This window comes from Streptomyces sp. NPDC059499 (genome assembly GCF_042749285.1).
Classification (GTDB): Bacteria; Actinomycetota; Actinomycetes; order Streptomycetales; family Streptomycetaceae; genus Streptomyces.
The window spans coordinates 205,928-219,228 of the sequence record NZ_JBHYTT010000006.1 but is presented as its reverse complement, the minus strand read 5'-3'; the positions used below and the strand labels follow the sequence as shown (position 1 = coordinate 219,228).

Here is a 13,301-nt window from a genome sequence, read left to right as displayed (position 1 = left end):
AAAAGGCCGGACCAAAGGCTGGTGAGGCGGACCTAACTTAGCGGTGCCTTACCTGGTCGGTACCCCTCCGTGCAGTGATTCAGCTCTCACCGGAGGGCCAGGAGAACGAGCAGGTCACGGCTGTCCCACAGAGAACCCACAGGAAGGTCAAAAGCGGGTCAAGCGGCCCTTGTCGGCACAACGAGCGGCGCCCCGGTCCGCGGATGCGGGAACACCTCCACCGGCTGCCGGTACACCGTGCCGAGCAACTCTCCGGTGAACACCTCGGCGGGCGGCCCGGCGACGGCGATCCGGCCGCCGTCCATGACCACGGCCCGGTCCGCGTAGGCCGCCGCGAGCCCCAGGTCGTGCAGCACCACGACCACGGCGTCCCCGGCGGCCGCACGCTCCCGGCAGATCCGCAGCACCAGTTCCTGATGGCGCAGATCCAGCGCGGCCGTCGGCTCGTCGAGCAACAGCAGCGGGGCGCGCTGGGCCAGTACCCGGGCCAGCGCGACCCGGGCCCGCTCGCCGCCCGACAGCGCGGAGAACGGACGGGCGGCGAACTCCGTGACCTCCGTCGCGGCCATCGCCGCGGCGACAGCCGTGTCGTCCTCGTCCTCCCGGTCCGTCCCCGACCAGGGCGCACGTCCCATCCGTACGACGTCCTCGACCGGGAACGGGAAGGAGAGCACGGCCGACTGCGGCAGCACGGCCCGGCGCAGGGCGAGTTCGGCCGCCGACCACTCGGCGGCCGGGCGGCCGCCGATGCGTACCTCGCCGCTGCAAGGGGCCAGATCGGCGGCCAGTGCCGCCAGCAGGGTCGATTTTCCGGCCCCGTTCGGCCCGACGAGCGCCAGCACCTCGCCCGCCAGGACGGTCAGGTCCACGGCGTCGAGCACCCGCCGCCCGCCGAGCCGGACGCCCAGTGCGGCAGCTTCGGCGACCGGCGAGCCGGGGGCCACCGGGGGCGGCAGCTCCCGGCCCCGTACCGCGAACAGCTTCCTCAACGGGTTCATGCCCAACCACCTTGCTTGCGACGGGTCCTGCGCAGCAGCCAGAAGAAGAACGGGCTGCCGAAGAGCGCGGTCAACACCCCGAGCGGCAGCTCGGCGGGATCGGCCACGGTACGGGCCGCGAGATCGCCCGCCACCAGCACCAGGGCACCGCCGAGCGCACTGCCGGGGACGAGGAACCGGTGGCCGGGGCCGTTCGCCATGCGCAGCAGATGCGGAACGAGCAGTCCCACGAAGGAGATGATCCCGGCGACGGCGACCGCGGCGGCGGTCAGCAGCGCCACCACGAGGACGAGCACGACGCGCAGGCGCTCGACATCCACCCCGAGGTGCCGGGCGGGCCGCTCGCCGAGCGCGAGCAGATCCAGCTTCCCCGCGTAGAACGGAGCCAGCAGCAGCCCGGTCACCGCGCACGGCAGCACGGCCAGCACCTTGGGCCAGGTCGCCTGGGCCAGTGAACCGAGCTGCCAGAAGGTGATCTGGGTGATCTGCGCGTTGTCGGCGAAGAAGATGAACAGGCCGATCAGGGCGCCCGCGAAGGCGTTGACGGCGATACCCGTGAGGATCAGCGTCACCACCTCGGTACGGCCCCCCGAGCGTGACAGCGCGTACACGAGAAGGACGGTGGCGAGGCCGGAGACGAACGCGCAGACGGTGATGGTCCAGTTGCCGAGGAAGTTCAGCCCGAGCGCGATCGAGGCGACCGCGCCGACCGCGGCCCCCGAGGAGATCCCGATGACCCCGGGTTCCGCCAGCGGGTTGCCGAACACGCCCTGCATCAGGGCCCCCGCGCAGCCGAGGGAGGCGCCGACGAGCAGCGCGAGGACGACCCTCGGCAGCCGTACGTTCCACAGGACGCTCTCGCCGACCCGGTCCAGGGCCTGACCGCCGAGCCCGACCCGGTGCTGCACCGAGGACAGGACATCGCCGAGCGGGATGTTGTACGCGCCGAGCCCGGCGGAGAGCAGGCAGCCGACGAGCAGTGCGGCCGACAGTGCGACGGTGAGGACGAACGCCCTGCCGCGCCGGGCCCCGGCGCCGGTGACCGTCTCCGTGCGCTGCTCGTACGGGGTGGTCGTCACTTGCCCCGGCCGCCCTTCGGGTAGAGCTGCTCCACGAGTCCGGCCAGCACGCGGTCGGTGCGCGGCCCGTAGTTCAGCAGCACACCGTCGTCGATCGAGACGATCCGGCGGTCCATCCCGGCCGGTGTCTCCGCGACCCCGGGGATCTTCAGGAGGCCGTCGACGCCGCCCACGGAGTCGAGTCCCTTGCTCATCACGAGGATCGCGTCCGGTGCCGCCTCGGCGAGGGCCTCACTGGTGATGGCGGTGAAGTCCTTCGTCAGCCCGGAGGCCTTGCCCGCGTCGACGGCACCCGCCGCTTCGAGGAGGGAACTCGCGCCGGATTCCCGGCCGCCCAGCAGATAGACGGAGGCCGAGCCGCGCAGGTACAGGAACGCGACGCGCGGCTTCCCGCCCTCCCGGCGTGCGGGGATCGTCTTCTGTACGGCGCCGATACGGGACTCCGTACGCGTCCTCAGCTCGTCCCCCGCGGACTTCACGCCCAGCGTCTCGGCCACTGCGGCGATCCGGCGGCCCACATCGGCCAGTTCCTTGGGCGGCTCGACGACGACGAGCGCGATGCCGGCGTCACGGATCTGGCCGATGGCCTCGGCGGGACCGGTCGTGGTGTCGGCGAGGACGAGTGTCGGCTTCAGCGACAGCACGCTCTCCGCCGAGACGTCGTGAGCACGGGTCACCACCGGGAGCTTCTCGGCCTGTTCGAAGGTGGCGGTGATGTCGCGGGCCACGACCTGCCCGCCGAGGCCGAGGGTGAACACGATCTCGCTGAGCGAGCCGGTCAGCGGCACGATCCGGTCGGCCGAGGTGATGGTGACCTCGGCCCCGTCCGCCGACTTCACGGTGACCGGCAGGTGCGGCTCGGGGGTGGTGGCGAGCGGCTCGACACGGTCGGCGGCCGCGGACGCGGTCGCCGCTCCGGCAGGTTCCGCGGCGGAATCCACCGAGGCGCCGCAGCCGGTGAGGGACAGGGCGAGCGCCACGACCGCGGCGAGGGCTCCGAGCCGGGCGGTGCGTGGCCGTCCTTCCTCCCGGCCCGCCGTGACGGAGTTCTGGGGGAAACGCACGGGGCACCGTCCTGGGTGTTTCGGGTGGGAAGTGACGGAGGGGGTTCCGGCACGAGCTGGAGTGAGCTTAGGTTAGCCTTACCTCACTTTCTAGCCCCCGGAGGGTTCCATGCCGCCGTCACGACCTGTCCGTGCGCTCGCCGTTGCGCTTCTCGCGGTGCTCACGGCGGCCCTGCTCCCGGCCACCGCCGCGCAGGCGGCGAGCCGCACGGTGCAGGGCGGCAGGCTGGACTGGGGCATCAAGTCCTCGTTCCAGAGCTATGTCACCGGGCCCATCGCCAACGGCAGCTGGAACCTGACCGGCGGAGCCGCGACGGTCGGCGGAAGCCAGTTCCGCTTCCACTCCGCCACCGGCTCCTACGACCCGGCGAGCGGTGCCTTCTCGGCCGGCTTCTCCGGCGGGGTGCACTTCACCGGCCACAGGAAGGCCGGCGGCGGCAACGAGCTCGACCTCACCATCAGCCGTCCCACCGTCCGGATCAGCGGCGGCAGCGGGACCCTGTACGCCGACATGGTCAGCAAGGACCGGGGGAGCGGCCGGGTCACCTCCTCCGCCCAGGTGCCGCTGGCCACGCTCGGGCTCGGCGGAATCGACATGAGGGGCGGATCCACGCCCGTCGCCCTCAACAACGTCCCGGCGAGCCTGACTTCACAGGGCGCGAAAGCCTTCGCCGGCTACTACACGGCCGGGACACCCCTCGACCCGATCAGCCTCTCCGTCGACACCGCCGGCCCGGCCGCGCCGAAGTCCGCCGCCCCCTCCTCCTCCCCGTCGAAGAAGGCGTCGAAGACCAAGGGCGAGACCGCCGGCCGCTTCGAGACCGCCGCGGTCGACTGGGGCGTACGCCGCACCTTCCGCGAGTACGTCACCGGCTCCATCGGCCGGGGCAGGTGGACCCTGGCCGGCGGTGCCCAGGACGGCGGAGCGCTCTTCCGCTTCCCGCAGGGCAAGGGCACCTACGACGCCACGGAGCAGACCCTGGACGCGACCTTCGCAGGCAGCGTCCGCTTCACCGGGGCGGACGGTCTCGACCTGGAACTCGCCGGGGTCGCCGTGCGGGTGACGTCGGGCAGGGGCACGCTCCTGGCGGACGTCACCCGTGGGGGCAGTACCCGCAAGGACGTTCCGCTCGTCACCTTCACCGCCAAGGGCTTCACCCCGAAGAACGGTCTCGCCACCCTCACCGAAGCCCCCGCGACCCTCACCGCCGGAGGCGTTGAAGCCTTCGGATCCCTGTACAGGGCGGGTACCGCGATGGACCCGGTCTCCCTCGCCGTAGCCGTCGACGCACAGGCGGAACTGCCCGCACTTCCCGACCTCGGCAGCGTGGCGGAGCCCTCCGCCGCACCGGCGCAGAAGCCCTCCGCCACCCCCGCCGCACAGCCGGTGGCCGCCGACTCCGGCTCCCGCACCGGAACCTACGCCGCTGTCGGCGGCGGCGCCCTGCTGCTGCTCGCCTCCGTCGCCGCCGTGCTGTACGTGTCCCGGCGCCGCAGCTCGCCGGACGCATGAGCCACTGACCACCCCACCATCCCCCCTTCTCCCCTTCCGTACCTTCGTCCTTCGAGGAGTCACCAGCCATGGCAGCCACCCGCCGCCCCATAGCCCTTGCCGCCGCAGTCGCCACCGCGGCCGCACTCGGCGCGACGTTCGCCCTTCCCGCACTCGCGGCCGACAGCACGGGCACCCGCCCCGTCGCGGCGGCCCCGACGACGGAGCTGACGGACGGCACGCTGGACTGGGGCTTCAAGGAGTCCTTCCGCAGATACATCGGCGGGGCAGGCACGATCACCGTCAAGGACGGTGCCGAGCAGGCCGCGGGCAACGGCGTGTTCACGTTCGTCAACGGCAAGGGCACCTACGACACGGGCACCCACGGCACGGACACGGCCTTCGAGGGCGGCGTCAACTTCCATGCCCACGGGGGCGTCCTCGACATCACGCTCTCCGACGTGAAGGTCACCACCGTCGGCACGGGCGGCGCGATCACCGCCGATGTCGCCACTCCGCAGGGCACCCAGAACGATGTGGCCGTCGCGGCGCTCGACCTGTCGGCGGTGAGGCCGGGCCAGGGTGCGGGTGGCGCGATGGTCTTCAAGGACATCCCCGCGACGATGACGAAGGCGGGTGCCGAGGCCTTCAACGGCCAGTACGCGGAGGGCACCGCCCTCGACCCGGCCACCCTCTCCGTCAAGGCGGTCGCGGCGCCCCCGACCACGGAGCCGACGCCGACCGGGAAGCCCACCGAGAAGCCGACCGCCACCCCGACGGCCACGGCGACCGCCACCGGCAAGCCCACGTCACCGGCGTCCCCGCCCGTCTCGGCCACCACTCCGGCCGCCGACCCGGGCGCGCTCGTCGACGGCACCCTGGACTGGGGCGTCAAGAAGTCCTTCCGTACCTACGTCACAGGCCCCATCGCCAAGGGCTCGATCGAGACGACCGGCGGCGCCACCGCCTCGGGCGACGGTTACCGCTTCCCCGACGCGACCGGCCGCTTCGACGCGGAGAAGCAGACCCTGGAGGCCGCGTTCGAGGGCACGGTCCGCTTCCTCGGCCACAAGGAGGGCGACGCCTACACGCTCGACCTGTCCCTCACCGGTCTGGAGGTCCAGGTACGGGGGGCGTCCGGCACGCTGATCGCCGACGTCACCACCAAGGACCGCGAGACCAAGAAGGTCACCACCTCCACCGGTCTGGCCCTCGCCGACCTGAAGCTGCCCGCCGGTGGACTCGCCGCGAAGAACGGTGTGGTGACCCTCTCCGGCGTCCCGGCGACGCTGACCGCCGACGGCACCGAGGCGTTCGGCGGCATGTACCCGAAGGGCGAGCAGCTCGACGCCCTCACCCTCGCGGTCGCGCTCGACGAGGACGCCGAACTCCCCGGCACGACCGGCGGATCGGGCACCGACGGCGGTACCGGCACGACCGGTGGCTCGACCACCGGCGGTTCGACCACCGGCGGCACCGGCGGCACGGTCGGCGGATCCGGCTCGCTCGCCTCCACGGGCTCCGACGTTCCGGCCGGAGCCCTCTTCGCGGCCTCGGGCGTGGTCGTGGCAGCGGGCGCCGGAGTGGTGATGGCGGCGCGCCGCCGCCGTACCGCCTGATCCCCGCCATCGGTTACCGCGACAGGCCGCACCGGAACCCGCCGGTGCGGCCTGTCGCGTCACCCCGGCCCGCTCGGTGCTTGAATGCGCACGTGAACGACTTCGACGTACCCGACGGCATCGACGTACTGCGCGTGTTCTGCGGCCCGGACGGCCGTCACGGCAACCCGCTCGGCGTCGTACGCGACGGGCGCAGATACCCCGACAACGAGTCCCGGCAGACGCTCGCCCGCCGGCTCGGCTTCACAGAGACCGTGTTCGTCGACGACCCGGAGCGCGGGAACGTCGACATCCGCACACCCGGGCTGCGGCTCAAGTTCGCCGGACACCCGCTCGTCGGCGCGGCGTGGCTGCTCGACCTGGAGGTCCTGGAGATGCCTGTCGGGGACGTGTTCGCCCGGCAGGACGGCGAGTTCACCTGGATCACGGCCCGCCCCGAATGGGCGGCGCGGTGGACGCTGGAGCGGTACGCGTCCGTCGCCGAGGTCGAGGCGCTGACGGAGCCGCCGCCCGGAGAGGGCTGGCTCTACGTCTGGGCCTGGGAGGACGAGGCGGCGGGGCGGGTACGGGCGCGGGCGTTCCCGAGAAGCGACGACGGCATCGAAGAGGACGAGGCGACGGGGGCTGCGGCCATGCTGCTGAGCGCGGAGCTGGGCCGCGCCCTCAACATCGCACAAGGACGCGGCTCCCAGATCCTCACCGCACCCGCGCCGGACGGCACGGTGGAGATCGGGGGCCGCGTCCTGCTGGCCGCCAAGGGCTGAACCGGACCGTTACGCGCTGAGCGGGAAGACCTCGCCCAGCTCGTGGAAGACAGCTGTGTTCAGCGCGAAGGCGTTCTTGCACTCGTCGATGATGCGCTGCTTCTCCAGATCGTCGGCGTTCACCGCGTCCAGCAGCTCCCGGTACTCCCGCTTGAACGCCGCCGGGTTGGAGATCTGCTCGAACACGTAGAAGCGCACCCCGTCGCCCTTGCGCTCGAAGCCCCAGGTCTTCTCCGCGGTGCCCCGGATGATCTGGCCGCCGGAGAGGTCCCCGAGGTAGCGGGTGTAGTGGTGCGCGATGTAACCGGCCGGCCAGTCACGGGCGCACTCGGCGACCCGCTCCGCGTACGCGGCGGTGGCCGCCAGCGGCTCCAGGCCCTCGCGCCAGCCGGCACCCCGCAGATGCGCCAGGTCGCGTTCCAGCTCGGCACTGCGCATCAGCTCCGGCTGGATGAAGGGACCCGCGACCGGGTCGTCGCGCAGCGCCTGCGCGCCGTCCTCCAGCGCCCGGTACACGAACCACAGCTGCTCGGTGTAGCGCGTGTACGCGTCCACCCCGAGCCGCCCGCCGAGCATGTCGCTCATGAAGGAGGAGGACTCCGCCTCCGTGTGCTGCTCGTGCGAAGCGGTGCGGATGAGCGTGGAGAACGGGGTGGTGGCGGTTGCGTCCAAGAGGGGCCTCCGGGGGCCGAGGGGACGGGAAGTCCGGACAGAGACGGAAATGTCGGCAGCACCAGCTGCGCGCGCCGCCGACTGCCAGTACGCTGATCCTCCTACTTAGGTTTACCTAAGTCAATTGGTTCCCGACTGCCTGTCGGTAAAACATTACGCCCGGCCCGGACCGGGCGCAGCGTTACGGCAGAGTCAGGATGTCCGCCCCCGTCTCCGTCACCACCAGCGTGTGCTCGAACTGGGCGGTGCGCTTCCGGTCCTTCGTCACCACGGTCCAGCCGTCGTCCCACATGTCGTACTCGTGCGTCCCGAGCGTCAGCATCGGCTCGATGGTGAACGTCATGCCGGGCTGCATCACCGTCGTCGCGTGCGGGCTGTCGTAGTGCGGCACGATGAGACCGGAGTGGAACGAGGAATTGATCCCGTGCCCGGTGAAGTCCCGCACCACGCCGTACCCGAACCGCTTCGCGTACGACTCGATCACCCGGCCGATCACATTGATCTGGCGGCCGGGCCGCACCGCCTTTATGGCCCGGTTCAGGGACTCCCGGGTGCGTTCCACGAGGAGCTTCGACTCCTCGTCGACATCGCCGCAGAGGTAGGTGGCGTTGTTGTCCCCGTGCACACCGTTGATGTACGCGGTGACGTCGAGGTTCACGATGTCGCCGTCCCGCAGCACGGTGGAGTCCGGGATGCCGTGACAGATGACCTCGTTGAGCGAGGAGCACAGGGACTTGGGGAAGCCGCGGTAGCCGAGCGTCGACGGGTAGGCGCCGTGGTCGACCATGAACTCATGGGCGACCCGGTCGAGTTCGTCGGTGGTGACGCCCGGGGCGATGTGCTTCGCGGCCTCCTCCATCGCCTGTGCGGCGATACGGCCCGCGATCCGCATGCGCTCCACGGTGTCGGAGTCCTGGATCTCCGGCCCGGTGTACGGCGTGGGGGCGGGCTTGCCCACGTACTCGGGGCGCCGGATGTTTCCGGGAACGGAACGGACGGGAGTGATCTCCCCTGGTACGAGAAGCGACTGGCCAGACATGCCAGCGAGTCTAACCAGCGCGCCTGGGGCAGCATGGCTGCGAGGAAAGGATCCGACGATGGCCCTGTTCAAGAAGCGCACGGTCGGCAAACCGGGCGAATGGTACTACTGCCTGGAGCACAAGAAGGTCGAGGAGGGCCCCGAGTGCCCGGCGAAGGACCGCTTCGGCCCGTACACCTCCCGCGAGGACGCGCAGCACGCCATGGACACGGCGCGCGAGCGGAACCTGGAGTGGGAGAACGACCCGAAGTGGCATGACCGCACGGAGGAGACCCCGGAGGCCTAGACCCCGGAAGCCTGGACCCCGGCGGGGTCCGTTGACGCTGCCCGCCTGCGCGCCGCGTCCTCGTCCGTTCCGGAGTCGTACGTGAGCAGCTTCGGCAGCGCCGCAGCCAGCAGCGCGACCGAAGCGACACACGCCACCCCGCCCGTCCAGATCGCGGACCTGGTGCCCGTCCAGCCGGCCATGGCGCCCGCCCTGACCTGGCCCAGCTGGGGGCCGAGGCTGTACGAGAGCACCTCGATGCCCGCGAGCCTGCCCCGCAGCTCGTCCGGGATCGTCTGGTTCCAGATCGTGGAGCGGCCGAGCCCGCTCAGCATGTCGCCCGCGCCTGCGACCGCCAGGCAGCACAGCACCAGCCACACGTTGTGGAACCATCCGGCCGCCGCGATCGCCAACCCCCAGACGGCGGCGCCGCCCACGACGAACAGCCCGTGCCGCCGTACCCGTGAGGTCCAGCCGCTGGTCAGCCCCAGCACCAGGGAGCCGACCGCCCCGGCCGCGTACATCAGCCCCAGCGACCATTCGGCGTCCAGCTCGTCCGCGAGAAACGGGAAGATCGTGTTCGGGAAGGCGAAGAGCATCGCCGCGAGGTCGACCGCGTACGTCCCGAGGAGCACGGGGCGGCTCCAGGCGTACCGCGCCCCCTCCGCGATGCCTCGCAGTGAGGGCTTCTGTGCGTCCTGCGCGGGCGGCGCCGCCGCCAGTCGCAGGCACAGCAGTACGGAGACGGCGAATGTCACGACGGTGACCGTGTACGCGGTGGCGTGCCCGGCGTAGGCCACCACCAGACCCGCCATCGCGGGACCGGCGATCGCGCCGATCTGCCAGCGCAGCGAATTCAGTGCGGCAGCCGCAGTGAGCTGGTCGTGCGGCACGATCCGCGCCATCAGCGCGTCCAGCGCGGGCCGCTGCAGCCCGGCAAGCGCGGAGACACCTGCGGCGACCACGTAGAGGGGCCAGAGCGCCGGGTCGGGCGCGAGCGCGTTCACCAGCAGGACGACAGCGAGCAGACCCAGCCCCGCCTCGGTGCCCAGGATGACCCTGCGGCGGTCGGCGGAGTCGGCGAGGGCCCCGCCGTAGAGACCGAAGACGACCAGAGGGACGAGCTCCACCGCCCCCATGGCTCCGACGGCCAGCGGCGACCCGGTGAGGTCCTTGATCTGGAGCGGCAGCGCGATCAGCGCCATGAAGCTGCCGAAGTACGTGATCAGCCCCTGGATCCACAGCAACCGGAAGTCGGTGGAGGAACGCCAGGGCGAGAGATCGGGCAGAAGGCGGGACGTCACGAGAGGCCATGGTCCGCAGACGGGCGGGCCGCGGCAACCGCATTTTCACCAGCGGGCCGGCGGCGGGGCCGTCAGCTGGTCGGCCAGCCGTGACAGCCGGTCCCGGAACGTGCGGCGCCCCCGCGGGGAGGGTGCGCCGTTCTCCCCGGCCGCCGCGCTGACCAGGTGCTGCACGGTGTCCAGGTCCACGTCGTCCCCGTCGCCCACCGTCAGCGCCTCATGGGCGAGCCCCCGCACCTCCGCGTCGCCACGGTCCAGCGTCAGCACCGTCGCCCCCGCCCGGCGTGCGTCGTGCACCCGCTCCAGCAGCCCGCCGCCGGGCCGCTCCGGGGCCACCACGAGCAGGGTCTCGCCCCGCCCGGCCGCCTCGATCCGGCCCAGTCCGACGGCCAGGTGCGCCGGATCGCCCGGCTCCACCCGGTGCCGCACGAGGGTGGGCCGCAGCTGCGGCAGACCCGACCACGTGGACTCGTCGACCAGATGCGCGGCCATGTGCCACGGCTCGTACACCTCGGTCCCCACCAGCAGCAGCCCGCCGCCCTGCGGCACGACCGAGGACCGCAGGGCCCTGGCGAACCGACGGGTCGCCGCGGGCCACTCGGTCCCGGCGAGTACTTCACGCAGCAGCGCGACGCGTACGGCATCCATGGTCCGGCATCATGCCTCCAACTGCCCTCCCGGGGCTGCCCGTTCCCGGCAGTCCATCCGTACGGGAACTGCCTGGACCTGGCACTGCCGTCCCCTGCCGGAACTGTCATGATGGCGCCATGACCTCGGCAAACGCCTTCAACTGGGCGTGGATATGCGGCTGGTCCCTGCTGGCCCTGCCCTTCTCGCTCGCACTCCTGTGTGGCCGGGCCCCCGCGTGGGTGCGCCGCCGGGCCACGCCGCGCATGGTGCGGGCGCGCGGCATCGGAGGCCTGATCCTCTGGGCGAGCGCCGTGGCATCGGCTGCGTTCCAGCTGGCCGGGGTCACCTACGCCGGCGACTGGTTCTGGCTCAGGTCCCTGGCGGGGCCGGTGGCGGTGCTCGCCGCGATCGCCTTCGTCGGCGTGACGGATCTCGCAGAGCGCCGACGGCGCAGGGTGCCCTCCCCTACCGCGCAGTAGGGTCGGCGCCATGACTACGAATGAGAGCGGCAGCGCACCCAAGCCCCCCGCCAAGGACCCCTGGGACCTCCCCGACGTGTCCGGGCTGACCATCGGCGTACTCGGCGGAACGGGCCCCCAGGGCCGTGGCCTGGCCTACCGCTTCGCCCGCGCCGGTCACAAGGTCGTCATCGGCTCCCGCGCCGCCGACCGTGCGGAATCCGCCGCCGCCGAGCTGGGACACGGGGTCGAGGGCGCGGACAACGCGGAATGTGCGCGCCGCAGCGACGTCGTGATCGTCGCCGTCCCGTGGGACGGACACGCCAAGACGCTCGAGTCCCTGCGCGAGGAGCTCGCGGGCAAGCTCGTCGTCGACTGCGTCAACCCGCTCGGCTTCGACAAGAAGGGCGCCTACGCCCTGAAGCCCGAGGAGGGGAGCGCCGCCGAGCAGGCCGCCGCCCTGCTGCCCGACTCCCGGGTCACCGCCGCCTTCCACCACCTTTCGGCGGTACTGCTCCAGGACGAGACGATCGAGGAGATCGACACCGACGTCCTGGTGCTGGGCGAGGCACGCGCCGACACCGACACCGTGCAGGCACTCGCGAGCCGTATCCCCGGTATGCGCGGCGTCTTCGCGGGCCGGCTGCGCAACGCGCACCAGGTCGAGTCGCTCGTCGCCAACCTGATCTCCGTCAACCGCCGCTACAAGGCACACGCGGGGCTGCGCGCCACCGACGTGTGAGCCCGTGCCCGGAGCAGGAACGGGCATGAGGGACACTGGACGGGACCGCGCACCATCCCCGGACAGGAGCACCAGCCCTCATGCCCCGCCTCGCCATCTACGCCCTCGTCGTCTGCGTTCTCGCCGTCGCCGCAGCCGTGGTCTCCTTCGTCCAGGGCAGCTTCCTCGGGATCATCTGGGTGCTGCTGGCCGGCCTCTCCTCGAACATGGCGTGGTTCTACATCCGCAAGCACAGGGTGGAGAGCGCGGCGGCCGGGAGCTAGGCCTCACGCCCCCAGCGTCGAGCAGCCCGGGTCCTGGTCGCCGAACCACTCCCGCCAGAAGCGGTACGCGTCGAGCCCGCAGTACGTCTCGACCTCGCTGACGCCCAGCCCCCGCAGCAGCGCGTCGACCGCGTCGAAGAAGACCCCGTTCACCTCCGGGATCCACAGCAGCCCGAAGACCGCGATCAGCCCGAACGGCGCGAACGGCTCCACCTGCCGCCGGACCCTGTACGAGAGCCACGGCTCGATCACGCCGTAGCCGTCCAGCCCCGGGACCGGCAGGAAGTTCAGGATGGCGGCCGTGACCTGCAGCAGCGCCAGGAACGCGAGTGCCAGGCGGAAGGAGAGCGGGACCCCGTCCAGCGCGTCCAGCCAGAACGGCGCCGTGCAGACGATCGCGAACAGAGCGTTCGTCAGGGGGCCCGCGGCCGAGATCAGACTGTGCTTCCAGCGGCCGGTGATACGGCCCCGCTCGATGTAGACCGCCCCGCCCGGCAGGCCGATGCCGCCCATGATCACGAAGAGCACCGGCAGCACGATGCTCAGCAGGGCGTGGGTGTAAGCGAGTGGATTCAGGGTGAGGTACCCCTTGGCTCCGATCGAGATGTCCCCGCTGTGCAGTGCCGTGCGGGCGTGCGCGTACTCGTGCAGACACAGCGAGACGATCCAGGCCGCCGTGACGAACAGGAAGACCGCGAAGCCCGTCTCGCCGGCGAAGTCCGTCCACACCGCCCAGCCCGAGACGGCCATGACGGCGACGATCCCGAGGAAGATCGGACTGATCCGCCGGTCGCTGCGGCGGAAGGCGGTGGTCATCGGCGGAGCTCCTGGGTGCTGTGCTGGACTGCGGGCGGCGAGCCCCGACAGTACGGGTGACAGGGCGAGAACGTCTCGCGGTCGGGTGGTAGTTCC

General features: G+C 71.7%; 15 protein-coding genes. 7 read left to right on the top strand and 8 right to left on the bottom strand.

Features of this window, described 5'->3' with window-relative positions; translation table 11 throughout:
* Positions 1-158: 158 nt before the first annotated feature.
* Genes ACFW9O_RS16910 through ACFW9O_RS16900 form a run of 3 tightly spaced genes read right to left on the bottom strand, consistent with a single transcriptional unit; the run spans position 159 to position 3,141 of the window.
* Complete coding sequence (locus ACFW9O_RS16910; RefSeq protein WP_384610034.1) at positions 159-998, bottom strand: heme ABC transporter ATP-binding protein; 840 nt, start codon at positions 996-998, stop codon at positions 159-161.
* Positions 995-2,077: a FecCD family ABC transporter permease gene (locus ACFW9O_RS16905; RefSeq protein ID WP_384610031.1), complete on the bottom strand. Its 1,083-nt coding sequence runs from the start codon at positions 2,075-2,077 to the stop codon at positions 995-997. Before ACFW9O_RS16905 ends, ACFW9O_RS16910 begins: the two co-directional genes overlap by 4 nt.
* A complete protein-coding gene (locus ACFW9O_RS16900) occupies positions 2,074-3,141 on the bottom strand; it encodes a hemin ABC transporter substrate-binding protein (protein WP_384610029.1) in 1,068 nt (355 codons plus the stop codon). Before ACFW9O_RS16900 ends, ACFW9O_RS16905 begins: the two co-directional genes overlap by 4 nt.
* A gap of 109 nt (positions 3,142-3,250) precedes the next feature.
* Here ACFW9O_RS16900 and ACFW9O_RS16895 point away from each other — a divergent pair, with 109 nt between their 5' ends.
* From ACFW9O_RS16895 to ACFW9O_RS16885, 3 genes are all read left to right on the top strand, one after another.
* Positions 3,251-4,654, top strand: coding sequence for an HtaA domain-containing protein (locus ACFW9O_RS16895; protein ID WP_384610026.1), 1,404 nt, complete (start codon positions 3,251-3,253; stop codon positions 4,652-4,654).
* Between the two features lie 68 nt (positions 4,655-4,722).
* Positions 4,723-6,252 carry an HtaA domain-containing protein gene (locus tag ACFW9O_RS16890; RefSeq protein WP_384610024.1) on the top strand — a complete coding sequence of 510 codons (1,530 nt, stop codon included), beginning with the start codon at positions 4,723-4,725 and terminating at the stop codon, positions 6,250-6,252.
* Between the two features lie 92 nt (positions 6,253-6,344).
* Positions 6,345-7,016, top strand: coding sequence for a PhzF family phenazine biosynthesis protein (locus ACFW9O_RS16885; protein WP_384610021.1), 672 nt, complete (start codon positions 6,345-6,347; stop codon positions 7,014-7,016).
* 9 nt (positions 7,017-7,025) lie between these two features.
* On the opposite strand, the gene ACFW9O_RS16880 is transcribed toward ACFW9O_RS16885, so the two are convergent.
* Both ACFW9O_RS16880 and map read right to left on the bottom strand, forming a co-directional pair.
* Entirely contained in the window at positions 7,026-7,688 is a 663-nt protein-coding gene (locus ACFW9O_RS16880; protein ID WP_384610019.1) for a heme oxygenase (biliverdin-producing), read from the bottom strand.
* A 181-nt stretch (positions 7,689-7,869) separates the two neighbouring features.
* Positions 7,870-8,727, bottom strand: coding sequence for a type I methionyl aminopeptidase (gene map, locus ACFW9O_RS16875; RefSeq protein WP_329211695.1), 858 nt, complete (start codon positions 8,725-8,727; stop codon positions 7,870-7,872).
* Between the two features lie 58 nt (positions 8,728-8,785).
* On the opposite strand from map, the gene ACFW9O_RS16870 reads away from it, so the two are divergent.
* The gene (locus ACFW9O_RS16870) at positions 8,786-9,013 is read left to right on the top strand and encodes a hypothetical protein (RefSeq protein WP_384610016.1); all 228 of its coding nucleotides are present in this window, start codon (positions 8,786-8,788) and stop codon (positions 9,011-9,013) included.
* Here the strand turns inward: ACFW9O_RS16870 and ACFW9O_RS16865 are convergent.
* Together ACFW9O_RS16865 and ACFW9O_RS16860 are read right to left on the bottom strand one after the other, a co-directional pair.
* On the bottom strand, positions 9,010-10,296 hold the full coding sequence (locus ACFW9O_RS16865; RefSeq protein ID WP_384610013.1) for an MFS transporter: 1,287 nt from the start codon (positions 10,294-10,296) through the stop codon (positions 9,010-9,012). The genes ACFW9O_RS16870 and ACFW9O_RS16865 overlap by 4 nt on opposite strands.
* Before the next feature lie 45 nt (positions 10,297-10,341).
* Entirely contained in the window at positions 10,342-10,944 is a 603-nt protein-coding gene (locus tag ACFW9O_RS16860; RefSeq protein WP_384610010.1) for a hypothetical protein, read from the bottom strand.
* Positions 10,945-11,063: 119 nt separating this feature from the next.
* Between ACFW9O_RS16860 and ACFW9O_RS16855 the strand changes: the two genes are divergently transcribed.
* The 3 genes from ACFW9O_RS16855 (at position 11,064) to ACFW9O_RS16845 (ending at position 12,389) form a co-directional block, all read left to right on the top strand.
* Positions 11,064-11,405, top strand: coding sequence for a hypothetical protein (locus tag ACFW9O_RS16855; RefSeq protein WP_384610007.1), 342 nt, complete (start codon positions 11,064-11,066; stop codon positions 11,403-11,405).
* A gap of 10 nt (positions 11,406-11,415) precedes the next feature.
* Entirely contained in the window at positions 11,416-12,126 is a 711-nt protein-coding gene (npdG, locus tag ACFW9O_RS16850) for an NADPH-dependent F420 reductase (RefSeq protein WP_351171742.1), read from the top strand.
* A gap of 80 nt (positions 12,127-12,206) precedes the next feature.
* Positions 12,207-12,389 (top strand): hypothetical protein, encoded by a 183-nt coding sequence (locus ACFW9O_RS16845; protein ID WP_384610004.1) that lies wholly within the window; start codon positions 12,207-12,209, stop codon positions 12,387-12,389.
* A gap of 3 nt (positions 12,390-12,392) precedes the next feature.
* Here ACFW9O_RS16845 and ACFW9O_RS16840 read toward each other — a convergent pair whose 3' ends face one another.
* On the bottom strand, positions 12,393-13,205 hold the full coding sequence (locus ACFW9O_RS16840) for a site-2 protease family protein (protein ID WP_384610002.1): 813 nt from the start codon (positions 13,203-13,205) through the stop codon (positions 12,393-12,395).
* Between the last annotated feature and the right edge of the window lie 96 nt (positions 13,206-13,301).